Consider the following 22,039-nt stretch of genomic DNA (forward strand, 5'->3'; position numbering starts at 1 on the left):
CCCGTCAGGGGGCTCGGCCGGTGAGGTAGCGCTGCAGCGTCGGCGCCAGCCAGGCGATGAGCTCGTCGGGCGAGGACGAGACCAGCGCGTCCACCCGTACGGCGTAGCGGGTGATGGCCAGGCCCACGAGCTGGCCGGCCGCGAGCGCCGCGCGCAGCTCGGGCTGGTCCACGCCGAGCTTCCTGGTGACCTTGCCGAGCATGTCGTTGGCGAGGAACTCCCTGATCAGGGCGGCCGCGTGCGCGTTCGTGGCGGCCGAGCGCATCAGGCCCAGCACCGGGCCGGGCCGGTCCACCGCGCCGAGCAGGCCGAGCACGTATCCGGCCAGCCGCTCCCCGAGCCTGCCGCGGGGCCCGTCCAGCAGCATGGCCACGGCCTGCTCGGGCTGGAACACCGACGTCACGACCGCGCTGAACAGCTGCTCCTTGCCGCCGAAGAACCGGCGCACGAGCGCCGGGTCCACGCCGGCGTCCGCGGCCACCTGGCGCATGCTGGTGGCCTCGTAGCCGCCGGCGCTGAAGGCCCTGGCCGCCGCCGCGACGATCTCTTCCCTGGTGGTCGAGGTCCCCGGCCGCCGCCCGGTCCTGCCTGTGCGTTCCTCCACGGCCGCCAAGTTATATCCCCGTACAGGGACTTGCTACCCCTATAAATGAGATGCTGACGGTTGAAGCAGCCTGCTAGCGTCAGTGTCATGACGGCTGCCGAGTTCCCGATCCTCGGGACGGAACCTCTCGCGGTGGAGCTGGCCAACACGCTGTACGGCGCGGGGCAGGCGCGGATCGACTTCCTGCCGGACGCCCGGCGGATCGGCGAGTGGTTCGCCCAGGTCTCCGGGCGGCACGGGGTCGCGGTCCCGATGGGTCCGCACGCGGCCCGGGTGCGGTTGCTGCGCGACTGCGTGCACGCCCTGCTGTCGGCCGCCGTCGAGGGGCGCGTTCCCGACGCGGCGCTGGTCGAGCGGGTCAACCACTTCGCGGCGGCGGCGCCGACGTACCTCCGGCTCGACTGGAGCGGCGGCGCGCCGGCCTCGCGCCGGGCCGGCACCGTCACCGGCGCGGCGGCCGTGCTCGGGAGCATCGCCACCTGCTGCGTCGAGCTGCTGACCGGCCCCCGGGCGGATCGGGTACGCCGCTGCCAGGGCCCGGGCTGCTCCCTGTTCTTCGTCCAGAACCACTCGCGCCGGCGCTGGTGCCACCCCTCGTGCGGTCACCGCGACCGCCAGGCCCGCTACTACCGCCGGCAGCACACCCCCGGAGCGTCCTGATGATCACATGGCGTCGGCTCGGCCACGAGGATTTCCCGTTGCTGCGTACGTGGCTGGAGCAGCCGCACGTGGCGCTGTGGTGGAACCACGAGACCTCGACGGAGGCGGTGGCCCGCGACTTCGGCCCCGCCGCCCGCGGTGAGGAGCCGTCGGAGGACCTGCTCGTGTTCCTCGACGGCCGGCCGCTCGGCCTGGTCCAGCGGTCGCGGTACGCGGACTACCCCGCCTACCTGACCGAACTGGCGACGCTCACCCCTGTCCCCGACGGCGCGGTGAGCATCGACTACCTGATCGGCGATCCCGGCCAGGTCGGCCGGGGGCTGGGTCCGGCGATGATCCGCTCGGTGATCGAGCGGACCTGGGCGGAGATCCCCGGCGCGTCCTGCGTGCTGGTGCCCGTCTCGGCGGCCAACCGTGCGTCGTGGCGGGCGCTGGAGAAGGCCGGGCTGCGCCGGGTGGCCGAGGGCGAGCTCGAGCCCGACAACCCGATCCACGGGCGCGAGCACTATGTCTACCGGATCGACCGGCCGGCCGGCCCCGAGTAGACCAATCGCTTGGTTGGGCAGTATCCTTGGCCCCCGTCAGCAGCGCAACGAGGACGTGAGGGCACCGTGGTCGAGCAGCAGCAGTCCAGCGGCGGTTTCATGGCACGCGTCAGCACCGCGCTCCGCCCGTTCTTCCAGTGGCTCGCGGGCACGAGGGGGTTCGCGCGGGTCGCGCCCAAGATCGTCCCGCCTCTTGATCGTTTCGTCAACCGGGTGACCGGCGGCCGCGTGCTCATGGGGGACCAGATGATCCCCCACCTGCTGCTCACCACGACCGGCAGCAAGTCCGGGCAGCAGCGCGAGAGCCCGCTGGCCTGCCTGCCCGAGGACGGCGGCACGTTCCTCGTGGTCGGCAGCAACTTCGGCAGGGAGCACCACCCGGCCTGGAGCGGCAACCTGCTCAAGACCCCGCAGGCCACGGTGACCTTCCGCGGGCGGGTCATCCCCGTCACGGCCGCCCTGCTGGCCGGGGCCGACCGCGAGCAGGCCTGGCAGGCGCTCACCCGCTTCTGGCCGCTGTACGAGGGCTACACCGAGCGCTCCGGCCGCGAGCTGCGCGTCTTCCGCCTGTCACCGCGCTCCTGAACGCCCGGTGACCGCGCTCCTGAACGCCCGGTGACCGCGTTCCTGAACGCCCGGTGACCGCGTTCCTGAACGCCCGGTGACCGCGTTCCTGAACGCCCGGTGACCGCGTTCCTGAACGCCCGGTGACCGCGTTCCTGAACGCCCGGCGCCGCGATCCTGATCGCTCTGTCGCCGCGTTCAGCCGGCCACGTCGCCGACGACCTGCGGGATCTCGAACAGGTTGGCGGTGTCTCCGGTGTGCAGGAACGCCACGTTCCGCCCCGGCTCGACCCGCCCCGAGCGCACGTGGTCGAGGAGCCCAGCGAAGCCCTTGCCCGTGTAGACCGGGCCGATGAACACGCCCTCCGACCGGGCCAGCTCCTTGATGGCGGCGACGCCTTCCGGCGAGGGCACCGCGTAGTCCTCGCCGATGAACCGTTCGTCCACGTCGATCTCGGCGCGGATGACCTCGTCGGCGGGGACGGGGACCTCGAGCAGCTTGAGGATGTGCTTGACGCGGTCGACGATGATCTCGACGTTGATCCAGTTCCCGGGCCGGTAGTCGCAGATCGCGATGGAGCGGACGACGACCGGGCTGCCCGTCACCAGCTTCGCCGCGATCAGCCCCGGCAGCGCCGTGCCCGTCCCCGCCGTGTGGTAGAGGTAGTCGAGCCGGACGCCGGACGCCTCGGCCTGCTGGATCATCTCCGTGAACGTCAGCGTGTGCGCCACGAACCCGTAGGGATGCGCGCCGCCGGTGGGCACGATGAGCGCCTTGTGCCCCCGCGCCTCGAGCTCGGCCTTGCGGACGTTCATCGCGTCGGCGATGCGCTGCTGCTCGTCGGCCGTGTCCCAGTAAGCGCCGCCCCGGGTGGGCAGGTAGTGCGTCTCCACGTCCATGATCTTGCTGAGCAGCAGGTTCCCGCGATACTCCGCGAGCTCGCCGTGGCGTCCTTCGTCCCGGGTGAGAAAGAGGACCGGCGTGAGCCCGGCGGCCCGGCAGGCCGCGGCGAACTGCATGCCGGAGTTGGTCAGGTAGACGCCCTGCGTGATGATGTGCGTGACGCCGTCCTCCAGGGCCTGGCCGACGATGAACTCGGCCAGGCGGGTCTTGCTCCCGCTGATGGCGCCGGGCCCCGCCAGGTCCTCCCGCTTGAGGAAGAAGCCGGTCCCGTAGGCGGCCGACAGATTGTCCAGGCGATGGAAAGGCGTCGGGTAGAAGCCGATCCGCCTGCGGGGCAGCCGGTCGACCAGCGCGTCGAGGGCGGCGAGATCCATGGTGGGAACCCTTCTTCCAGGCGACGTGTCTCCCATGCTCCACCGGAGTCCGCATAAGCGCCAGCAAAGTCTGCTAAGCCATGCATTAGGTAGGCTAATGCTCGTGCCCGGACAACTGGAGCCTCGCCTGCTGGCCACGCTGGAGGCCGTCATCCGGCTGGGCTCGTTCGCGGCGGCCGCCGAGGAGCTCGGCTACACGCAGGGGGCCGTCTCCCAGCAGATCGCCGACCTCGAACGGCGGGCCGGCCTGCGGCTCCTCGACCGCCGCCCAGTGCGCCCCACCGCCGCCGGCGTCGTCCTCCTGCAGGCCGAAGAGGCGGTCCGGGCGGCGATGACCCGGGCCAGGACGGAGCTGGAGGCCCTGGACGCCGGGCTGTCGGGCGAGGTACGGCTGGGCGCCTTCGTCTCCGCGGCGGCCGGCATCGTCCCCCCGGCCCTGGCCGCCTTCCGCCGGGCCTGCCCGGCCGTGCGGGTGACGCTGAGCCAGTACGAGACCGAGGACGCCTACCAGCGGCTGCTCCGCGGCGACCTCGACCTCGCGGTCACCTTCGACTACAGCTGGTTCCCCCTGCCGCCGCCACCGGGCCTGCGGCGCTCGCTGATCGGCCGCGACCCGGTCATGGCCGCGCTCCCCGCCCGCCACGTCCTGGCCGGGCGCGGGTCGCTGAGCCTGGCCGACCTGGCCGGCGAGGCCTGGATCGGCACCCCCGTCACCGGCCCCAAGCTGGGGCCCCTCGCGGAGCTGGCCCGCACGGCGGGCATCCAGCCACGGCTCGCCTTCGAGGGCGACGACTTCAGGACGGTGCTGCAACTCGTCGCCCACGAGCTCGGCATCGCCGTGCTGCCCGCGCTGGCGCTCGCGGACCCCGTGGACGGCGTCGTCGCCCGCCCCATCGCCGAGGAGCCCCTCGTACGCTTCCTGTACTGCTGCCGGATCGACACCGCCGGGGCTCCGGCCATCGTCACCCGGCTGGAGACGTGCCTGACCGAGGCCGCCGCCGGCCTCCCGCGCCCGTCGTGACGGGCGCTCCCGAGCTTCGGCCGCCCCGCCGCCCCGGCGACCGCTCCCGGGGCGCGCCGCTCACGGCGTAGGCCACGGCATGCTGCGGCCCGAGCCGCGACCCCTGGCGGAACGCCGTCGCGAACGCCGACCGGCCGAGCGCCGCGCGGGCCTGCTCCGTGCAGCGCTCGTGCCAGGTCGCGTGGTAGCTGATCCACTCGGGCGAGGTCCCCACCACCTGCCACATGGCGTGCGCCGCTCCCAGCAGCTCGGCGGCCCGGTCGTGCTCGTCCCGCGCGCCGGCGAGCCATGCCAGCACCTCCAGGCACTGGGTCAGGCACCACCGGTCGTTGATCCTGCCGGTGAACTCGGTGGCCGCCGTCAGCAACGCCTCCGCGCGCCGGAGGTCGCCCAGATTCCAGTGCGCGACACCGAGCGCGAGCTGCGCGTACGCGCGGAAGACCAGGGCGCGCCGGCTCTCGCACAGGGCCAGCAGCCGCTCGCCGAACTCGCTCGCCTGGCGGGGATACTCGGTCGAGCCGTACGCGGCTCCGACGTAGAGGCTGAACATGATGCCGTCCACATCGCCCATGGCCTCGTGGAGGGCGAGGGCCTCCCGGACCAGCGCCAGGCCGCGCCGGGCGTCGCCGGCGAAGAACGCCGCGACGCTCGAGCAGCGGATGCCTTGGGCCACGAGACTCTCGTCACCTTCTCCGCGGGCGAAGGCGAGAAACTCCTCCAGCCCCCGCGTGGCCGCCGCGGTCTGGCCCTGGCGCTGGGCGAGCAGGCTGTCCGCCCAGAGTCCCACCGCACGGCACCGGCCGGCCTCCGGCACCCGCTCCAGGCCGCGTCCCAGCCAGTAGCGGCCCTCCGAGAACGACCCGGCCAGCAGCCAGAAGCACCACATCGCCGCCGCGGCCTCCAGCTCCATCGGCGCCAGGGCCGGCTCGCTCAGGCACGTCTCCAGGGCGACGCGGATGTTGGGCAGCTCCCGCTGCAGGAGCAGGTACCGGTCCAGCTGCTCGGGGACCATCCGGTCGATCCGGTGCTCCTTCACCAGGTCCCGGTAGTGCTCGGCGTAACGCCGGCGCAGCCGCCGCTCCTCGGGAGGCGGCAGTTGCTCGCAGCCGTACGCGCGCAGCGCCTCCGGCATGCGGTATCTGGATCCGTCCCGGACCAGGACCGACTTGTCCACCAGCCCGGTCAGGTGGTCGAGCACGTCGAGCCGGTCGATGCCGTCGCCGGAGCACACCGCCTCGGCGGTCTCCAGGTCGGCCCCTGAGGGGAACAGCCCCAGCCGCGCCCACAACCGCCGCTCCCCGGCCGAGCAGAGGCGGAAGCTCCACTCCATGGTCGCGCGCATCGTCTGGTGGCGGGGCAGGGCGGTGGGCGTCCTCGCGACCAGCACGTCGAACCGCTCCTCCAGCTCCCGCGCCAGGCGTTCGAGCGGCATGGAGCGCAGCCGGACCGCGGCCAGCTCGATCGCCAGCGGGATGCCCTCCAGGCGCCGGACCAGCTGCGCCACGGGCGCCACGTTGCGCGCGTTCAGCCGGAAGCCGGGTACGGCGCCCGCCGCGCGCTCCACGAACAGCCGGACGGAGTCGTGGCGGCCGATCTCCTTGACCGTGTGGCCGCAACCGGGGCCGGAACCAGGAGTGGACAGGGGAGCGACCATGAGCACCCTGTTCGCCGGAGACCCGCAGCGTCTGCCTGCTGGTCGCCAGGACCTGCAGCCGGGGCGCGGAGCGCAGCAGCCGGTCCACGAGCCGGGCGCAGACCGCGCTCAGGTGCTCGCAGTTGTCCAGGACCAGCAGCATCCGCTTGCGGGACAGGTGGTCCACCAGCATGCCCATGGGGTCGCGGCGCACGTCGCGCAGCCCCAGCGCCATGGCGACCTCCGACTCCAGCAGGTCGCCCGTCTCCAGGCGGGCCAGCTCGACCACCTCGACCCCGTCCTGGTAGGTGTCCCGCAGCAGCTCGGCGGCCCTGAGCGCCAGCCGGGTCTTGCCGACGCCGCCCGCGCCCGTCAAGGTGAGCAGCCGGGAGCTGCCCAGCAGCTTGCGCACCGTGGACAGCTCCCGGGTCCGCCCGACAAAGGTGGACTTGTCGGTCAGAACGCCGGTGCCCGACGTCATGGGGCGCCCCCGGGAAGCAGGCCCTGCTCGCCGACCCAGGCCGCGATCTGGGAGCGCGAGTTGAACCCGAGCTTGGTCAGGATGTGCTCGACGTGTCCCTCGGCCGTGCGCTGGGCGATCACCAGCCTGGAGGCGATGGCCTTGTTGGTCATGCCCTGGGCGACGAGCCGGGCGATCTCCATCTCCCTGCGGGTGAGCGGCGAGCTCTGGGCCGCGGCCGGTGCCGGCCTGGCCGGTTTCGCGCTCTCGCACATCGCGTACGAGAGCGCGTCGGCCGGGGTGAGCTCGGTGCCCTTGCGGAAGGCGGCCTCGAACTCCTGCTCTCCGAGGCGCTCGCGCGCCAGCGCCTCGGAGGCGTCGTGGTGGCCGGACACGAAGCCGAACGGGGGAGCGCCGAACGCCCGCCAGCGCTCCTGCGAGACCCCGAACAGCACGGCGGCCCGCTTGGGCGTGCCGTCGGCGGCCATCCACGCCAGCGCCTCGATGCACAGCGCGGTGCCCAGCCGGTCGTCGAAGGGCCGCTTGAGCCGGATGGCCTCGCGCTCCATCTCGACCGCCCCGGCCACGTCGCCCTGCCGCCACGTCTCGATCCCGTACACCCACAGCGTGTACGACCTGAACCAGTGGTCCTCGCGGCCCTCGCAGATCTCCAGGCCCTCCTTGAACCGCGCCACGGCCTCGTCGGAACGGCCGAGCAGCGAGTAGGCGGTGCCCAGGTACAGCAGCGTGTTCACCACCCCCATCGGGGCGTCCGTCTCGCGGTAGCCCGCCACCGCCTCCTCCAGCAGGGCCGCCGCGCCCGTGAGGTCGCGCTGGACGAGGGTCGCGAGGCCGGAGACATAGGAGATCTCGGCGAGGACCGCCGCGCTGTCGAGCTGCTTCGCCAGCTCGCGGGCCTCCTCCAGCATGTCCGCCGCCAGCGCGAAGTCGCTCTGCAGCACCGCCAGCCGCGCGTTGACGCACAGGGCGTTGGCACGGGCGAGGGTCACCCCGTCACCCGCGGCCGGGAAGGCCGCGAGGAGGCGGTCGAGCCAGTCGCGCGGCTCCCGCAGCGACCCGGTCGCGATCCAGTAGAAGCGCAGCGCCGTGGCGATGGCCAGGCCGCGCTCCGCCTCGCCCGGCGTCGTGAGGCAGTGGTCGAGGGCGCTGCGGATGTTGCCGTGCTCGGCGCGCAGGCGCCTGAACCAGGCCACCTGGTCGGGGCCGAACCACTCCCGCTGCCCGCGGCCCGCGAGGTCCTCGAACCAGTCGCGGTGCCGGGCCCTCAGCGCCGCCTCGTCGCCCGACTCGCGCAGCCGGTCGCGGCCGTACTGGCGGATCGTCTCCAGCAGCCGGTAGCGCACCGTGGCGTGGTCGCCCTCGCGGGCCAGCACCGACTTGCCCACCAGGCCGACCACCAGATCGACGATCTCGTCGGGGTCGATGCCGTCGCCGGAGCACACGTGCTCGGCCGCCTCCAGGTCCAGACCGCCGGAGAACACCGACAGCCGGGCCCAGAGCAGCCGCTCCTGCTCGGTGCAGAGGGTGTAGCTCCAGTCGATCAGCGCCCGCAGCGTCTGCTGGCGGGGCATCGCGGTGCGCGCCCCCATCGTGAGCAGCCGGAACCGGTCGTCCAGCCGGGACAGCAGCTGCTCCACCGACAGGGCCCGCAGCCGGACGGCCGCCAGCTCGATCGCCAGCGGGATGCCGTCCAGCCGCCGCACGATCCGCGCCACGCTGTCCTGGTTGTCGTCGGTGACCTCGAACCCCGGCAGCACGGACTGGGACCGGTCGGCGAACAGCCGGATCGCGTCGAACTGTTTCAGCGAATCCGTGGACGAGCGCGAAACGTCGAAATCCGGCATGGGCAGCGGCGGAACCGGCATCATCTGCTCGCCCACCACCCCGAGCGACTGCCGGCTGGTGGCCAGGATCCGCAGACCGGGCGCGGCACGCATGAGCGTCTCGGCCACCGCGGCGCATTCGTCAAGCAGGTGCTCGCAGTTGTCCAGAATGAGGAGCATTCTCTTGTCACGCAGATGATCCGTGAGCACCTCGATGGGGGGCCGCACCGAACGGTCCTGGATTTCCAGGCATTCCATCACCGTCTGCACCAGCAATGCGGGGCTCTCCAGGCCCGCGAGCTCGACCAGCCACACGCCGTCGGCGAAGCTGCGCCGCAGGTCGAACCCGACCCGCTGGGCCAGGCGGGTCTTGCCGACCCCGCCGACGCCGATCAGGGTCACCAGCCTGGCATCGGACAGCAGCCGCTTGACCTCGGCGATTTCGTGCCGCCTGCCGATGAAGCTGTTGAGCTCCGCGGGCAGGTGGCAGGAAACGATCGGTGCGGTCGTGGTCATGAATGCTCCAACGGCTCCGTCGCTCGGATCACCGCGCCATCGGTGGCCGAGCCTCCACTCCCAGATTATTCGGTGAAGGTATTCCTCGCACTTTGTCGTTTCCGCCCGGGGGACGTCGGCCAAGTGAATCCCCATTTTCTGGAAAAATTGGGGAAAGTGGAAGGCTAAATGGCGGCGCTCTTTGCCGATGCGAGGACATAGCTTTGCCCGGCGGGATTTTGTCTTTAGACATTTCGGGCATGGGTGGAGACGGCGACCCGGAGTTTCAACTCGCCGGGAAGGAGACGATCATGGCGACGTCAACGTCACCGTTCGCATTCCATCGTGGTGGCTATTCGGGCTGGCTCGGCTTCGCCGGCACCCTCGCGATGGTGCTGGGCATCTTCAACATCATCGAGGGCGTCATAGCCCTGTTCAAGACGTACTTCTTCGTCACGCCCAGCGGCCAGCTGCTGGTGTGGAACTACACCGCCTGGGGCTGGATCTGGTTGGCGATCGGCGTCCTGCAGTTCGCGGTGGGGCTCGGCGTGCTGGCCGGGCAGGGCTGGGCCCGCTGGTCCGGGGTCGTCCTGGCCGGGCTGGCGATGATCGGCCACTTCGCCTTCATGGTGGCCTTCCCCGTCTGGTCGGTGATCTCGATCGCGCTCTGCGCCCTGGTCATGTACGGCCTGATCACGCCGCCCCGCGGGGCGACGGGGGTTCCCGGGTGACGGTCGCTTCCGGCGGGGGGCCTGCCGCGAATGGTCGCGCGGTCCGCGGCGGCAAGGGCGCGAGCCGCCCCGCCGTGGGCGTCAGATGAGCGTCACGCGGGCGTCAGCCGAAGGATGTACGCCGATCTCCTCAGCGGGCAGGAAGCCTTGCGGGTCGGGCCGTAGCTAGCGTTGCGGGAAACGGCTCTGATCGAAAGAGGTCCCCATGGCGCCTGCCCGCAAGACGTTCCTCACCGGACTGACGGTTTCCGTCATCGGGCTGGCGCTGTGGCTGTTCGGGATCGACGTCGAGATCGTCGTGTTCACCCCGTCGAAGGTCGGCGTGGTCATGATGGTGCTCGGCGCGATCGAGGCCGCGTACGGGCTCTACCGGATGGCCCGCGACGAGCGCGCCTGACGGGGTCGCCTCGCCGGTGCTCGAAAAGGGCGCGTCAGAGCCAGCCGGCCTCGGTGGCGATGCGTACCGCGTCCAGCCGGTTGCGGGCGTCGAGCTTGGTGACGATCGCCCCCAGGTAGGTGCGTACCGTGCCCTTCGTCAGGTGGAGCCGACCCCGCCCGCGCGGAAGCCGAGCTGGCCGGCATCGTCACCGTGGCCCGCAGCGCGCTCGCCGGCCTGCGCTCGACGCGACCCTGCCCGCGCCGGCACGGCACTGACCGGGATGTCACATTCGGGGGCGCTACCACGTCTTGTCTGTGTAGACGCGCCTGAACGGACAGCGAGGTGAGCCCCTTGATCCCCTACACCGATCCCAATGCCTGGCGGATCGCCATGGACGCCAGCGAGGCGACGCTCTCGGCCGGTCACGGCAGCGGTTACTTCGACGGCTCCTTCTACCTGAGCCCGGCCGGGTCGCTGGCGGGCTTCACTCTGCGGCTCTCCCTGCCCGGAACGCCCGAGCTCCTCTGGGAGTCGGTGAGCCTGGAGGGCGGATCCGAGGTACGAGGGAGCAGCCGGCTGATGCTGGGCCGGCGGGTGGCCCGCGCCGAGGTGTCGGGATTCTGCGCGCACGTGCCCGTGGGGCAGACCGGGAGCTCCTACCTGAAGATCGTCCTGGCGGCGACCTTCTCACCCCTGCGGTTGCGCCGGCCCAGGTGGCGGCTGCGGCCGGTGACGCTCCGCCTGTTCACCGAGATCCGCCCCACCGCGTCGGGGTGACTCCGGACGCTTCGCAAATGTACGAAGCGTCACGGCACAACAGGCGATCCCGGCTAACCTGCCGTCTCATGATGTACGGCCCGCACCAGCAGCCACAGCAGCAGTTCAACGCCCCCTACCCCCCGCAGCAGCCCGCCTTCGCGCCGCCTCCCGTGGTGATCGACGTCGGCGGCGACGCCAAGGTGAAGGCGCTGATCGGCGCCTCCGTCGCGGGGGTCATCGGACTCATGGCGGTCTTCTCGGCGCTCACCGGGCAGACGACGGGCGGCTCGGGCTCCGCGGTCGCCGTCCTGGTCCTCGGGCTGATCTTCCTGTTCATCGGGCTGCTGCCGATCATCACCTGGCGCAAGCTCAGCCGGCCGCGCAAGCTCGTCTTCGACGTCTACGGCGTGCGCTGGGACGACCCCCAGGGCAGCCCGTGGGCGGTCCCGTGGGCCGAGCTGTCCGCGGTGGGCATCTCGCGAACGCAGCAGCGCCGCGTCAAACTGGCCGACTACATCATGCGCAAGACGATGGTCCGCCTCGACCTCTTCCCGGCCGACCCGGGCTTCCGCGGGCGCCATCCGGACATGGAGCACCTGTGGGAGTTCCACACGGTCAAGAACGGCTACCGGCTCCCGCTGGGCTCCAACCCCAAGTACATCCCGGTCATCGAGCACGCCATGCGGCAGTACCGCCCGGCCATCTACCTGGGCATCCGCGACGAGGGCTTCATGGTGGGCCTGGTCTGAGAAGATCAGCCGAAGTCCAGGAAGACGGTCTCCTCGTCGCCCTGCAGGTGGATGTCGAACCGGTGGACGCCCGCCCGCTCCTCCACGGGCACCAGCGTCCGCGCGCGCTCGGGGGGCAGCGAGCCGAGGAAGGCGTCCTGGGCGAAGTAGATGCGGGTGTAGAGGTGGTGGAGCAGGCCGCGGGCGAACACACAGACGCTGATGTAGCCGTTGCCGGGCGGGAGCGTGCGCAGGACCCAGCCGCCGTCGGCGTCGGTGGCCACCCGGCCGAACCCGGTGAAGTCGACGCCGCGCCTGCCCAGCAGCGCGCCGCTGACCTGGTCGCGCCGGAGCGTGCCCGGCGCGCCCGCGAGGCTGCCGGACGGGTCGGCCTGCCAGAACTCCAGCAGCGCGTCGGGCACCGGCTCGCCCGCGCCGTCGTAGACGTGACCGTGGACGACGATGCCGCCTTCGGCGAGGTCGCCGCCGCGGGGGATCGGCAGCGCGTAGCCGTAGAACGGGCCCACGGTCTGCGAGGGGGTGGGGTTCATCGGAGCTCCTTGAGTGTAGAGACCTCCGCCTTCAGGCGTGGGGAGGAAGTCAACGGCCTTCCTCCATCCAGGTCGCGGCGGGGCCGTCCAGCACGATGTCCCACCGGTAGCCCAGCGACCACTCCGGCACGGACAGGTCGTGCTCGTACGCGGAGACCAGCCGCTGCCTGGCCCGCTCGTCGGTGACGGAGTTGAGCACGGGGTCGTAGGGGAACAGCGGGTCGTTCGGGAAGTACATCTGGGTCACCAGCCGCTGCGTGAAGGCCGTGCCGAACACCGAGAAGTGGATGTGCGCGGGCCGCCAGGCGTTGACGTGGTTGCGCCACGGGTACGCGCCCGGCTTGATCGTGGTGAACGCGTAGCGGCCCTCGTCGTCGGTCAGGCAGCGGCCCACGCCGGAGAAGTTGGGGTCGAGCGGCGCGGGATGGTCGTCGCGCTGGTGGAGGTAGCGGCCCGAGGCGTTGGCCTGCCAGATCTCCACGAGCTGGCCGCGTACCGGACGGCCGTCGCGGTCCAGCACCCGCCCCTGGACGGTGATCCGCTCGCCGAGCGGCTCGCCGGCGTGCTGCCTGGTCAGGTCCGCGTCGAACGGCGCCACGTCGGCGACGCCGAAGACCGGCCCGGCCAGCTCCGCCGCCTCCGGGTCCTTCAGCGCGACGAGCGGCTGCTTCGGGTGGCGCAGCACGCTGCTGCGGTAGGGGGTGAAGTCGCGATCGGGATGGTTCGACTCCTCGCCCGCGCGGGCCTTGTGGACCTCGGCGATCTCGCGGTCGATGTCGGCTTGGGTGAGGGGTGGGGTCATCTGCGGCTACCTTTCCAGGACGACGGCCAGGCCCTGGCCGACGCCGATACAGAGGGACGCGAGCCCGATGCCGGAGCCGGCGGCGGCGAGCCGGTGGGCCAGGGTGCCGGTGATGCGGGCGCCGGAGGCCCCGAGCGGGTGGCCCAGGGCGATGGCGCCGCCGTCGGGGTTGACGATGGCGGGGTCGAGGTCGGGCAGCTCGGCCAGGCAGCCGAGCACCTGCGCGGCGAACGCCTCGTTCAGCTCGGCCGACGCCAGGTCGCCGAACCCCTTGCCCGCCCTGGCCAGGGCCCTGCGCGAGGCCTCGACCGGGCCGAGCCCGAAGTAGCGGGGTTCGAGCGCGCTCGCCGCGCCGGCGACGATCCTGGCCAGGGGCTCGCGCCCGCGCAGCCCCGCCTCGTCGGTCAGCAGCAGGGCCGCCGCGCCGTCGTTGAGCGGGGAGGAGTTGCCCGCGGTGACCGTGCCGCCCGGGCGGAAGACGGGCTTGAGCCGGGCGAGCTTGTCCAGGCCGGTGTCCTCGCGGATGCCTTCGTCCCCGGTCAGCTCGCCGACGGGGATGATCTCGCGCTCGAAGGAGGCCTTGGCCGCCTTCTGGTGGCTGGCCAGCGCGTACGCGTCCTGCTCCGCCCTGGCGATGCCGTGCCGGTCGGCGATCAGCTCGGCGCCCTCGCCCAGGGGCACGGTGTGCTCGGCGGGCATCCGCGGGTTGACCAGCCGCCAGCCGAGCGTCGTGGAGACCAGCTCCTGGCCGCCGGCCGGGAACGCCCTGTCCGGCTTGGGCAGCACCCACGGCGCGCGGGTCATCGACTCCACGCCGCCGGCGATCACGGTGGAGGCGTCGCCGAGGGCGATCATGCGGTACGCCTGGATGACGGCCTCCATGCCGGAGCCGCACAGCCGGTTCACGGTCACGCCCGGGGTGGTCACGGGCAGGCCGGCGAGCAGCGCGGCCATGCGGGCGACGTTGCGGTTCTCCTCGCCCGCGCCGTTGGCGTTGCCGAGGATCACCTCGTCGGGGGCCTCCACGTCGTTGCGCTCGGCGACGGCCTTGACGACGTGGGCGGCCAGGTCGTCGGGCCGGATGCCGGCCAGCGCCCCGCCGTGGCGGCCGAAGGGCGTGCGGACGGCGTCGACGATGTAGACGGTGTTCATCCGGCCACCTGCGCTTCCGTGCGGTCGCGCAGCTCGGACACGCTCACCCCGGGCGCGGTCTCGACCAGCCTCAGCCCGTCCCCGGTGACGTCGAGCACGCCCAGGTCGGTGATGATCCGGTGCACGCACTCCTTCCCCGTGAGGGGCAGCGAGCACTCCTTGACGATTTTCGGCGTGCCGTCCTTGGCGGTGTGATCCATGATCACGATGACCCGGCCCGCGCCGTGGACCAGGTCCATCGCCCCGCCCATGCCCTTGACCAGCTTCCCGGGCACCATCCAGTTGGCCAGGTCGCCCCGCGCCGAGACCTGCATCGCGCCCAGCACCGCCACGTCGATGTGGCCGCCCCGGATCATCCCGAACGACAGCGACGAGTCGAAGAACGACGCTCCCGGGCGCACGGTCACGGTCTCCTTGCCGGCGTTGATCAGATCGGGGTCCAGCGCGTCGGGGGCGGGGTAGGGGCCGACGCCGAGGATGCCGTTCTCCGAGTGCAGGATCACGTCCACGTCGGGCGGCAGGAACGACGGGATGCGGGTGGGCAGCCCGATGCCGAGGTTGACGTAGTCGCCGTCGCGCAGCTCGGCCGCCGCCCGCGCGACCATCTCGTCCCTGGTCCAGCTCATGAGGTCGTTCCTTCCCGTGCCGCAGGCGCGGAAATGGTGCGCCGTTCTATGCCCTTGTCGGTCGCCTGCTCGGGGGTCAGGACGAGGACGCGCTGGACGAACACCCCGGGCACGTGCACCTCGTCCGGCTCCAGCTCGGTCAGCTCCTCCACCTCGGCGACCGTGATCCGGCCGGCCATCGCGGCGAGGGGGTTGAAGTTGCGGGCGGCCTTGTTGAAGACCAGGTTGCCGTAGCGGTCGCCCTTGGCGGCCCGCACCAGCGCGAAGTCGGTGGTGATGCTGCGCTCCAGCACGTAGGAGCGGCCGTCGAACTCGCGGACCTCCTTCGGCGGCGAGGCCACCGCGATCGAGCCGTCCGGATTGTGGCGCAGCGGCAGGCCGCCGTCGGCGACCGGCGTGCCCACCCCGGCGGGGGTGTAGAAGGCGGGGATGCCGGCGCCGCCCGCCCGCAGCCGCTCGGCCAGGCTGCCCTGCGGGGTCAGCTCCACCTCCAGCTCCCCGGCGAGGTACTGGCGGGCGAACTCCTTGTTGTCGCCGATGTAGGAGGCGGTCACGCGGGAGATGCGTCCGGCCGCCAGCAGGATGCCGAGGCCGCCGCCGTCCACCCCGCAGTTGTTCGACACCACGCCGATCCCCGTCACGCCGGTGGTGTAGAGGGCCTGGATCAGGACGTTGGGGATGCCGCTGAGCCCGAAGCCGCCGACCGCGAACGACGCGCCGTCCGACACGCCGGCCAGCGCCTCCTGCGCGGTCGCGACCACCTTGTCTCTCCGCACGACGCTCCATTCATCGGGAGTGTTCGCATAGTGAACTTTAGTTCACTATTGTGATGTCGAGTATGCGTACGCCACCGCGCTCGTGTCAAAGGAGGGCCCGATGGAGCCTGCGGGGTCCCTGGAACGCGGCCTGGCCGTGCTGCGGGCACTGACGGCGGATCCCGCCGGCGGGCGCTCACGCGCGGCGCGGGTGCGCGCCACCGACCTCGTGCGCGCCACCGGCCTGGCCAGGTCCACGGTCGACCGCGTGCTGGCCACCCTGGTCCACCTCGGCTACGTCCGCGCCGAGGGGCGTGACCTGCTGCCCGCGCCGCGCCTGATGGAGCTGGGCGAGGCCTACCTCGCCTGCGGCGGCCTGCGCGACCCCCTCGCGCCGCCGGCGGAGCGGCTCGCGGAGGAGCTGGACGAGTCCGTGTCGCTGGCCGTCGGGGACGGCGACGGGGTGCGCTTCATCGGCCAGTTCACCCGCAGGCGCACCATGTCGGTCGCCTTCCGGGTCGGCGACCTGCTGCCCGCCGACCGCTGCGCGGCGGGCCTGGCCCTGGGCGATCCCGCCGCGCCGTGGGCCGAGGACGACCAGCTCATCGAGCCGGGCCTGGTCGCGGTCGCGGTGCCCGTACGCGACCCGCGGGGGCAGGCGGTCTGCGCGGTGAGCGTCGTCAGCCACACCAGCCGGCACACCGCCGCCAGCCTGCGCGACTACGCGCTGCCCCGGCTGCGCGAAACGGTCGCGACCATGGAAGCGGCCCTCGCCGAACCGGCGTCCCGACTTCCTCTCCAACCGGCCTGGCGAGGGAGCGCCGTCGCCTGGAGGAGCGGCGGGAGCGCAGCGACCAGAGCGGGGGAAGGCGACGGCATCGAGGGCGACCGAGCCCGCCTCAACGGAGTGGAGACCATAAACACCGACCTTTCGCGCGCTGCTAAGGAGGAGCTGGGCAGCGGTTACCTTCAGTCGCTGGCCCGCGGCCTGGCCGTGCTGGTGGCGCTGGGCTCGGCCCGCGGCGGGCTGAGCCTGGCCGACGCCGCCAAGACCACCGGGCTCCCGCGCGCCACCGCGCGGCGATCGTTGCAGGTGCTGGCGAGGCTGGGCTACGTGGCCTGCCACGACTCCCGCTTCGCCGTGCTCCCCAAGGTGATGGAGCTGGGCTACGCCGCCCTGTCCGAGCGCACCTTCGGCGAGGTCGTCCAGCCGCACCTGGCCGACCTGGTGGCCCGCGTCCACGAGTCGGCCTCGGTCGGGGTGCTGTCGGGCGACGACGTCCTGTACGTGGCGCGCGTGCCCACCGTGAGCATCATGACCGTCAACATCACGGTCGGCACCCGCTTCCCCGCGTACGCCACGTCGATGGGCCGGGTGCTCCTGGCCGACCAGCCCGAGGAACGGCTGGCCGCCATCGCGCCCGAGCCGCTGACCCGCCACACCATCACGGCGCCCGACAGGCTAAGGGCCGCCGTCCGGCAGGCCGCCGAGGACGGCTACGCGCTGGTGGACCAGGAGCTGGAGGAGGGGGTCCGGTCGATCGCCGTACCGGTCCGGGGCCGGGACGGGCGGGTGGTCGCGGCCGTCAACGTCGCCACCCACGCCAGCCGGGCCACCCGCGCCGACCTGCTCCGCGACATCCTGCCCACCCTGGCCGAGACGGCCGCCAGGATGTCCGCCGACCTGCGGCACGTCCCCGCGACCCCCTGAGCCGGCCCGGCGCCCGTGTGGCGGCTTTGTAGCCGCTGTATGGCGCGCCGGAGCACATTGGCTCCATTGAGGCCCGCCCCCACGCCCTCATGGATAGAGGAGTGACGATGCGGATCGCGCTGAAGGAATGCGCATGGGAGTCCTCGGGCGAGGAGCTGCTCGTCCTCACCGACCCGCGCGAGGTGCTCACGCTCGGGGACGAGGACGGCCAGGTGGCGGCGCTCTTCGCGGCGCTCGGCCGGGGACCGTGCACGGTGCCCGAGCTGCGGGGCCGGCTGGCGGCGGCGGGCCTGTCCTTGAGCGAGGCGGACGTGCGCTGCGCCGTGGAGGCGCTCGACGGGCTCGGCCTGGTCGAGTGCGAGTCCGACCGCACGCTCGGAGACCCCGACCTGGACGCCAGGCACCGCTCCAACCTCGCCTTCTTCGAGGCGTTCGCCCGGCTCGACCGGCCGCGGGCGGACTTCGTCAACAGTCTCAGGCGCTCGCACGTCCTCGTGCTCGGCGTCGGGGGCGCGGGCTCCTCGCTGGTGCAGTGCCTGGCGGGGCTCGGCGTGGGCCGGCTGACCCTGGTCGACCGGGACGACGTGGAGCCGCGCAACTTCGCCAGGCAGTTCCTCTACCACCACGCCGACATCGGCAGGTCCAAGGTGGAGTGCGCGGCCGAGTGGGTGCGGGCCTACGACCCGCGCATCGAGGTACGCGCCGTGGACCGCTGGATCACCTGCCCCGACGATCTGAAGGACCTGGTGGACGGGGCGGACCTGGTGGCCGGCGGCCTCGACGGGCACCCCGAGGCCCACCTGTGGGTGAACGAGGCGGCGGTGCGCGCCGGGGTGCCGCTCGTGGTGGGCGGGATGACCCGCTCGCAGGTCACGTACTACTCGGTGGACCCGGGGCGCAGCGCGTGCGTCCGGTGCGACTGGAGCGACCGCCCGGCGGCCGACGAGGCGAGCCCCGGCGGCTTCGCCGAGCGCAACCGGGCCAAGCTGATGATCCAGAACGCGCTGATCGGCCCGCTGGCCATGCAGATGGGCTCGCTGGTCGCGTACGAGGCCATGCGTTACCTGACCGGCTTCGAGGAGCCGCAGGCGGCGGGCACGTTCGTCAAGCTCGACCTGCGCAACGGCCTGGTGCCCGAACGCCAGCCCTTCACCCGCGACCCCGGCTGCCCGGTGTGCCTGCGATGACTGCGGGCACGGTGCGGCTGCGGCCGTGGAGGAGACGGCCAGGCGCGGGAGCCCCGGCGGTGAGGTCCCGCCGCCAGGGCTGACCCGCAGGTTTCAGCGGACCTCCACCTCCGTGATGCGGGTGTAGTCGTTGGCGCCGTTCGAGGCCAGGGCGACGATGCGGACCGCGTCCGCCGTGACCGGGGCGAAGTCCGAGCGCACGCTGCCCGCGGTGTTGCCGCGGACCTGCGCGACCGTCTGCCACTGGCCGTTCAGCCCCGCCTGGACGTCCCAGTCGCGCAGCCCGTAGATCGAGGCCGGGTAGCGCTCGGTGTGCAGGGTGTGGAGGTCGGCGCGGGAGATCTGCCTGGGGCCGCCCAGCGCGATCGAGACCGTGTCCGGCCAGGCCCTGGCCGTGGCGTCGTTCCAGCCGTTGCCCCCGGCCCAGCCGTTCGAGCCGGGGTCGCCGTCGGCGACGCTGCACGGCGGATAGTTCGCGTTGGTGTGCTGGGAGGAGGCGGTGACGGGGCGGCGCAGGGCGAGATTGCCGCCGTTGTCGAGCTGGTCCAGGGTGACGACCTGGACGGGGACCGACAGGGTGCGGTCCGGCGTCTTCAGGCGCAGCGCGTACTCGCCCTGCGGCGTGGCGGGCGGCACGGCGATCAGCAGCTTCGCGCCGAGCTCGTAGCCGGGCGGCAGGTAGCTGGTCAGCATCGAGCGGGAGGCGGACAGCGGCGGCGTCATTTCGACGGACATGGTCGCGTACGACGGCTTCCTGGCGTCGCTGCGCATGCCGATCTCGAGCTTGGCCGGGCAGGCCGGGTCCACGCCGAGCGGGGCCACGACCCGGTCGGCGCCCGCGATGGGGGTCAGCTTCCCGGTGCCCTTGGAAGCGCCTGATCTGACGGTGAGCGACGGGTTCGACGCAGGCTCGGAGGGATCCTGCGCCCGGGCGGCGGCCGGGGTGGTCAGGACGACGGCGGTGGCGGCCAGCGCGGCGGTGAGGAGTCGCATGATCGGTCCTTCCTGTCAGAGCGCGTGCAGGCCGGGCACGCCGTCGAGGGTCACGAGGCTGGCCCTGGTGGAGACCGGCGCGCCGGGCCGGTCCACGTACGGCACCACCTTGAAGTCCGCCCGCCACTGGCTCCTGGTGACCTCGCAGGAGACGTAGCCGCGCTGGTAGCTGGAGAAGCGGAGATGCGGGTTGGTCGGGTCGGAGCCGCCCGGCGGCAGGCCGGTGTTCGGGTTGCCGTTGCCGCCGCTGGTGACGGAGGTGCCGACGAACTCCACGCCGATCGTGGGCGAGGAGGGGTCGTCGAAGTTCGCCTTGAGCTCCCCGGCCAGGTTGTAGTGGATGTCGCCGGTCAGCACGACGGGGTTGCTGACCTGCCGCTCCACCATGCCGTTCAGCACGCGGTCCTTGGCGGCCTTGTAGCCGTCCCAGAGGTCCATGCTGAGCTTCTGCGCGGGCCCGGCGTCGTAGTCGAGCTGGATCATGGCGATCTGCTGGGCCAGCACGTTCCACTTGGCGCGGGAGGCGCCCAGGCCGTCGAGCAGCCACTGCTCCTGCTCGGCCCCGAGCATCTGCCGGGCCGGGTCGAGCCGCTCGGCGCAGTCGATCTGCTGCCCGTCGCCGCAGACCTGGTCGTCGCGGTACTGCCGGGTGTCCAGCACGTTGAACTCGGCCAGGTCGCCGAAGGCGAACCTGCGGTAGATCCGGGCGTCGGGCCCCTGCACGGCGGGCACCCTGATGGGCAGGTTCTCCCAGTACGCGCGGAAGGCGTTGGCGCGGATCACCAGGTAGTCCTGCTCGGTCACCTCGCCGCCGGGGCCGAAGCGGCCCGCCCAGTTGTCGAGCACCTCGTGGTCGTCCCAGGTGACGATCCACGGCGCCGCCTGGTGCGCGGCCTGCAGGTCGGGGTCGCTCTTGTAGAGGCCGTACTGGACGCGGTAGCGGTCGAGCGTGTCGCACTGCACCCGGAACTGCTCGGGCACGGGCGTGCTGCGGTTCCCGCCCGAGGGCACGATGCCGTACTCGTAGATGTAGTCCCCGAGGTGGAAGACGACGTCGGGACGCTCCTCGGCGAGGTGGCGGTAGGCGGCGTAGTAGCCGTCCTGCCACGACGCGCACGAGGCGAAGGCCAGCCGCAGCGACTCGGGGCTGCTGCGCGGCGCGGGCGCCGTCCTGGTCCTGCCGACCGGGCTGAGCTCGCCGCCGGTGCGGAAGCGGTAGAAGTAGTCGCGGCCGGGGCGCAGCCCCTTCGCGTCCACGTGGACCGAGTGTCCGTATTCGGGGGTGGCCCACGTGGAGCCGTGCCCCGCGCGCCGGGTGAACGCCTCGTCCTCGGCGATCTCCCACTCGACCTTGATCTTGTTGTACGGCAGCCCGCCCAGCGGTTCGAGCGGCCTGACCGCCAGCCGGGTCCAGAGGATCACCCGGTCGGGCAGCGGATCACCGGACGCGACGCCGAGCTGGAAGGGGTAGTCGCCTTTCACCGTGGCCGCGGCGGTCCACGGGTCGGCGAGGTCGGTGCTGAACGCCAGGGCTAAAGCGCTGAGACCGAGGAACGAACGGCGCGTGTGCATGCTGCTTCCTCAGATGGGGGGCGAAAGCCCTCACTTTGTAGCAAGCAGGCAAGCTTGTAACAAGTCTGAAGTTAAAAATCACAGATCAGAGTGTTACAACTGGGCGACCTCGACCCGCCGGTGCCGGTCGCGCAGGCGCTGCAGCATCTCGGCGGGGGCGTTGGAGTCGACCACGATGACGTCGAAGTCGTCGAGCGGCGCGACCCGGTGCAGCGCCACCCTGGCCAGCTTGGAGCCGTCCACGGCCAGGATCCGGCGGGTGCCCGAGCCCAGCATCGCCCGCTTGACCAGGACGATCTCCTGCTCCTGGTGGAAGGCGTACTGGTCGGAGACCGCCGAGGTGGAGACCACCACCACGTCGGTGCTGACCGCCTCGACCGCGTCCACGCAGCCGAGCCCGAGGAACGAGTCGTGGGTGGCGTGATATTCGCCGCCGAGCGCGATGAGCCGGATGTCGGGGGTGGCCGCGAGCAGCCTGATCGCCTCGAGGAAGTTCGTCAGCACGGTCAGCGGGGCGAGCTCGCCCAGGTGGCGGGCCACGGCCAGGGCCGTGGTGGAGTCGTCGAGCATCACGGAGCTGCCCGGCTCGATGAGCCCGGCCACCACCCTGGCGATCGCGTCCTTCTCCGCGGTGTGCGCCGTGAGCCGGTAGGCGATGTTGCTCTCCCAGACGTTGGAGGCCTGGGCGGTGGCGCCGCCGCGGACCTTGCGCACCATGCCCTGGCGCTCCAGCTCGTCGAGGTCACGGTGCACGGTCATCACGCTCACGTCGAAGCTCTCCGCGAGCTCCGTCACCGTGGCCGAGCCACGCCGCACGATGTGCTCGGCCATGTCCCGCCATCGGGCGGACTTGCCGGAGGTGTGCTGCCGCGAATTCACCCTGAGCCCTCACCCTCGCCTGGACGGTTGCGGATCCTACTCTTGACACCCTTCTCGGGCGACTCGTACCCTCCCGACATCCCTCATTTTTAACAAAATCGGCTGTTAAC

General features: G+C 72.1%; 23 protein-coding genes and 1 pseudogene. 10 read left to right on the forward strand and 14 right to left on the reverse strand.

What is annotated here, in order from left to right:
• Positions 1-4: 4 nt before the first annotated feature.
• Complete coding sequence (locus ACFKCF_RS06255; protein WP_394491549.1) at positions 5-604, reverse strand: TetR family transcriptional regulator; 600 nt, start codon at positions 602-604, stop codon at positions 5-7.
• Between the two features lie 87 nt (positions 605-691).
• On the opposite strand from ACFKCF_RS06255, the gene ACFKCF_RS06260 reads away from it, so the two are divergent.
• From ACFKCF_RS06260 to ACFKCF_RS06270, 3 genes are all read left to right on the forward strand, one after another.
• The gene (locus tag ACFKCF_RS06260; protein ID WP_394491551.1) at positions 692-1,264 is read left to right on the forward strand and encodes a CGNR zinc finger domain-containing protein; all 573 of its coding nucleotides are present in this window, start codon (positions 692-694) and stop codon (positions 1,262-1,264) included.
• Complete coding sequence (locus ACFKCF_RS06265) at positions 1,264-1,809, forward strand: GNAT family N-acetyltransferase (protein ID WP_394491553.1); 546 nt, start codon at positions 1,264-1,266, stop codon at positions 1,807-1,809. Before ACFKCF_RS06260 ends, ACFKCF_RS06265 begins: the two co-directional genes overlap by 1 nt.
• A 66-nt stretch (positions 1,810-1,875) precedes the next feature.
• Positions 1,876-2,394: a nitroreductase family deazaflavin-dependent oxidoreductase gene (locus ACFKCF_RS06270; RefSeq protein ID WP_313045650.1), complete on the forward strand. Its 519-nt coding sequence runs from the start codon at positions 1,876-1,878 to the stop codon at positions 2,392-2,394.
• A 177-nt stretch (positions 2,395-2,571) separates the two neighbouring features.
• Here ACFKCF_RS06270 and ACFKCF_RS06275 read toward each other — a convergent pair whose 3' ends face one another.
• The gene (locus tag ACFKCF_RS06275) at positions 2,572-3,651 is read right to left on the reverse strand and encodes a 1-aminocyclopropane-1-carboxylate deaminase/D-cysteine desulfhydrase (RefSeq protein ID WP_394491555.1); all 1,080 of its coding nucleotides are present in this window, start codon (positions 3,649-3,651) and stop codon (positions 2,572-2,574) included.
• Between the two features lie 103 nt (positions 3,652-3,754).
• Here ACFKCF_RS06275 and ACFKCF_RS06280 point away from each other — a divergent pair, with 103 nt between their 5' ends.
• Positions 3,755-4,672, forward strand: a complete 918-nt coding sequence (locus ACFKCF_RS06280) for a LysR family transcriptional regulator (RefSeq protein WP_394491557.1) — start codon at positions 3,755-3,757, stop codon at positions 4,670-4,672.
• On the opposite strand, the gene ACFKCF_RS06285 is transcribed toward ACFKCF_RS06280, so the two are convergent.
• The 3 genes and pseudogenes from ACFKCF_RS06285 to ACFKCF_RS06295 form a co-directional block, all read right to left on the reverse strand.
• Positions 4,614-6,326: an ATP-binding protein gene (locus ACFKCF_RS06285; protein WP_394491559.1), complete on the reverse strand. Its 1,713-nt coding sequence runs from the start codon at positions 6,324-6,326 to the stop codon at positions 4,614-4,616. The two genes, ACFKCF_RS06280 and ACFKCF_RS06285, sit on opposite strands and share 59 nt — an antisense overlap.
• 82 nt (positions 6,327-6,408) lie before the next feature.
• Positions 6,409-6,786, reverse strand: a pseudogene (locus ACFKCF_RS06290) (AAA family ATPase); the annotation flags it as partial.
• The gene (locus ACFKCF_RS06295) at positions 6,783-9,125 is read right to left on the reverse strand and encodes an ATP-binding protein (RefSeq protein WP_394491561.1); all 2,343 of its coding nucleotides are present in this window, start codon (positions 9,123-9,125) and stop codon (positions 6,783-6,785) included. The gene ACFKCF_RS06295 and the pseudogene ACFKCF_RS06290, both read right to left, overlap by 4 nt.
• A 290-nt stretch (positions 9,126-9,415) precedes the next feature.
• Here ACFKCF_RS06295 and ACFKCF_RS06300 point away from each other — a divergent pair, with 290 nt between their 5' ends.
• A complete protein-coding gene (locus ACFKCF_RS06300) occupies positions 9,416-9,835 on the forward strand; it encodes a hypothetical protein (RefSeq protein ID WP_394491563.1) in 420 nt (139 codons plus the stop codon).
• Positions 9,836-10,040: 205 nt separating this feature from the next.
• Complete coding sequence (locus ACFKCF_RS06305) at positions 10,041-10,232, forward strand: DUF5708 family protein (protein ID WP_394491564.1); 192 nt, start codon at positions 10,041-10,043, stop codon at positions 10,230-10,232.
• A 34-nt stretch (positions 10,233-10,266) separates the two neighbouring features.
• Here ACFKCF_RS06305 and ACFKCF_RS06310 read toward each other — a convergent pair whose 3' ends face one another.
• Complete coding sequence (locus tag ACFKCF_RS06310) at positions 10,267-10,374, reverse strand: hypothetical protein (RefSeq protein ID WP_394492162.1); 108 nt, start codon at positions 10,372-10,374, stop codon at positions 10,267-10,269.
• Between the two features lie 182 nt (positions 10,375-10,556).
• Here ACFKCF_RS06310 and ACFKCF_RS06315 point away from each other — a divergent pair, with 182 nt between their 5' ends.
• Both ACFKCF_RS06315 and ACFKCF_RS06320 read left to right on the forward strand, forming a co-directional pair.
• Positions 10,557-10,991, forward strand: coding sequence for a hypothetical protein (locus ACFKCF_RS06315; RefSeq protein WP_394491566.1), 435 nt, complete (start codon positions 10,557-10,559; stop codon positions 10,989-10,991).
• A gap of 68 nt (positions 10,992-11,059) precedes the next feature.
• The gene (locus ACFKCF_RS06320; RefSeq protein WP_394491568.1) at positions 11,060-11,722 is read left to right on the forward strand and encodes a hypothetical protein; all 663 of its coding nucleotides are present in this window, start codon (positions 11,060-11,062) and stop codon (positions 11,720-11,722) included.
• A 5-nt stretch (positions 11,723-11,727) separates the two neighbouring features.
• On the opposite strand, the gene pcaG is transcribed toward ACFKCF_RS06320, so the two are convergent.
• Genes pcaG through ACFKCF_RS06345 form a run of 5 tightly spaced genes read right to left on the reverse strand, consistent with a single transcriptional unit; the run spans position 11,728 to position 15,608 of the window.
• Positions 11,728-12,252, reverse strand: a complete 525-nt coding sequence (pcaG, locus tag ACFKCF_RS06325) for a protocatechuate 3,4-dioxygenase subunit alpha (RefSeq protein WP_394491570.1) — start codon at positions 12,250-12,252, stop codon at positions 11,728-11,730.
• Positions 12,253-12,301: 49 nt separating this feature from the next.
• Entirely contained in the window at positions 12,302-13,054 is a 753-nt protein-coding gene (pcaH, locus tag ACFKCF_RS06330) for a protocatechuate 3,4-dioxygenase subunit beta (protein ID WP_394491572.1), read from the reverse strand.
• 6 nt (positions 13,055-13,060) lie between these two features.
• Positions 13,061-14,206: a thiolase family protein gene (locus ACFKCF_RS06335; protein WP_394491574.1), complete on the reverse strand. Its 1,146-nt coding sequence runs from the start codon at positions 14,204-14,206 to the stop codon at positions 13,061-13,063.
• On the reverse strand, positions 14,203-14,832 hold the full coding sequence (locus ACFKCF_RS06340) for a CoA transferase subunit B (protein ID WP_394491576.1): 630 nt from the start codon (positions 14,830-14,832) through the stop codon (positions 14,203-14,205). The genes ACFKCF_RS06335 and ACFKCF_RS06340 overlap by 4 nt, the downstream gene beginning before the upstream one ends.
• Positions 14,829-15,608 (reverse strand): CoA transferase subunit A, encoded by a 780-nt coding sequence (locus ACFKCF_RS06345; protein WP_394491578.1) that lies wholly within the window; start codon positions 15,606-15,608, stop codon positions 14,829-14,831. The genes ACFKCF_RS06340 and ACFKCF_RS06345 overlap by 4 nt, the downstream gene beginning before the upstream one ends.
• A 100-nt stretch (positions 15,609-15,708) precedes the next feature.
• On the opposite strand from ACFKCF_RS06345, the gene ACFKCF_RS06350 reads away from it, so the two are divergent.
• Positions 15,709-17,298 (forward strand): IclR family transcriptional regulator C-terminal domain-containing protein, encoded by a 1,590-nt coding sequence (locus tag ACFKCF_RS06350; protein WP_394491580.1) that lies wholly within the window; start codon positions 15,709-15,711, stop codon positions 17,296-17,298.
• A 107-nt stretch (positions 17,299-17,405) separates the two neighbouring features.
• Positions 17,406-18,485, forward strand: coding sequence for a HesA/MoeB/ThiF family protein (locus ACFKCF_RS06355; RefSeq protein WP_394491582.1), 1,080 nt, complete (start codon positions 17,406-17,408; stop codon positions 18,483-18,485).
• Positions 18,486-18,578: 93 nt separating this feature from the next.
• Here the strand turns inward: ACFKCF_RS06355 and ACFKCF_RS06360 are convergent, their stop codons facing one another.
• The 3 genes from ACFKCF_RS06360 to ACFKCF_RS06370 all read right to left on the reverse strand — a co-directional run bounded on the left by ACFKCF_RS06360 (position 18,579) and on the right by ACFKCF_RS06370 (position 21,929).
• A complete protein-coding gene (locus tag ACFKCF_RS06360; protein WP_394491584.1) occupies positions 18,579-19,478 on the reverse strand; it encodes a discoidin domain-containing protein in 900 nt (299 codons plus the stop codon).
• A gap of 15 nt (positions 19,479-19,493) precedes the next feature.
• Positions 19,494-21,050, reverse strand: a complete 1,557-nt coding sequence (locus tag ACFKCF_RS06365) for an alkaline phosphatase D family protein (protein WP_394491586.1) — start codon at positions 21,048-21,050, stop codon at positions 19,494-19,496.
• Positions 21,051-21,143: 93 nt separating this feature from the next.
• Positions 21,144-21,929 (reverse strand): DeoR/GlpR family DNA-binding transcription regulator, encoded by a 786-nt coding sequence (locus tag ACFKCF_RS06370; RefSeq protein WP_394491588.1) that lies wholly within the window; start codon positions 21,927-21,929, stop codon positions 21,144-21,146.
• Between the last annotated feature and the right edge of the window lie 110 nt (positions 21,930-22,039).

The sequence above is a fragment of the Nonomuraea sp. JJY05 genome, from assembly GCF_043496855.1.
Taxonomy (GTDB): domain Bacteria; phylum Actinomycetota; class Actinomycetes; order Streptosporangiales; family Streptosporangiaceae; genus Nonomuraea.

Coding starts and splice junctions, on each gene's coding strand:
- ACFKCF_RS06260 (WP_394491551.1), top strand. CDS start 692: ATGACGGCTGCCGAGTTCCCGATCCTCGGGACGGAACCTCTCGCGGTG.
- ACFKCF_RS06265 (WP_394491553.1), top strand. CDS start 1,264: ATGATCACATGGCGTCGGCTCGGCCACGAGGATTTCCCGTTGCTGCGT.
- ACFKCF_RS06275 (WP_394491555.1), bottom strand. CDS start 3,651: ATGGATCTCGCCGCCCTCGACGCGCTGGTCGACCGGCTGCCCCGCAGG.
- ACFKCF_RS06285 (WP_394491559.1), bottom strand. CDS start 6,326: ATGGTCGCTCCCCTGTCCACTCCTGGTTCCGGCCCCGGTTGCGGCCAC.
- ACFKCF_RS06295 (WP_394491561.1), bottom strand. CDS start 9,125: ATGACCACGACCGCACCGATCGTTTCCTGCCACCTGCCCGCGGAGCTC.
- ACFKCF_RS06300 (WP_394491563.1), top strand. CDS start 9,416: ATGGCGACGTCAACGTCACCGTTCGCATTCCATCGTGGTGGCTATTCG.
- ACFKCF_RS06305 (WP_394491564.1), top strand. CDS start 10,041: ATGGCGCCTGCCCGCAAGACGTTCCTCACCGGACTGACGGTTTCCGTC.
- ACFKCF_RS06320 (WP_394491568.1), top strand. CDS start 11,060: ATGATGTACGGCCCGCACCAGCAGCCACAGCAGCAGTTCAACGCCCCC.
- pcaG (WP_394491570.1), bottom strand. CDS start 12,252: ATGAACCCCACCCCCTCGCAGACCGTGGGCCCGTTCTACGGCTACGCG.
- pcaH (WP_394491572.1), bottom strand. CDS start 13,054: ATGACCCCACCCCTCACCCAAGCCGACATCGACCGCGAGATCGCCGAG.
- ACFKCF_RS06335 (WP_394491574.1), bottom strand. CDS start 14,206: ATGAACACCGTCTACATCGTCGACGCCGTCCGCACGCCCTTCGGCCGC.
- ACFKCF_RS06340 (WP_394491576.1), bottom strand. CDS start 14,832: ATGAGCTGGACCAGGGACGAGATGGTCGCGCGGGCGGCGGCCGAGCTG.
- ACFKCF_RS06350 (WP_394491580.1), top strand. CDS start 15,709: ATGGAGCCTGCGGGGTCCCTGGAACGCGGCCTGGCCGTGCTGCGGGCA.
- ACFKCF_RS06355 (WP_394491582.1), top strand. CDS start 17,406: ATGCGGATCGCGCTGAAGGAATGCGCATGGGAGTCCTCGGGCGAGGAG.
- ACFKCF_RS06360 (WP_394491584.1), bottom strand. CDS start 19,478: ATGCGACTCCTCACCGCCGCGCTGGCCGCCACCGCCGTCGTCCTGACC.
- ACFKCF_RS06365 (WP_394491586.1), bottom strand. CDS start 21,050: ATGCACACGCGCCGTTCGTTCCTCGGTCTCAGCGCTTTAGCCCTGGCG.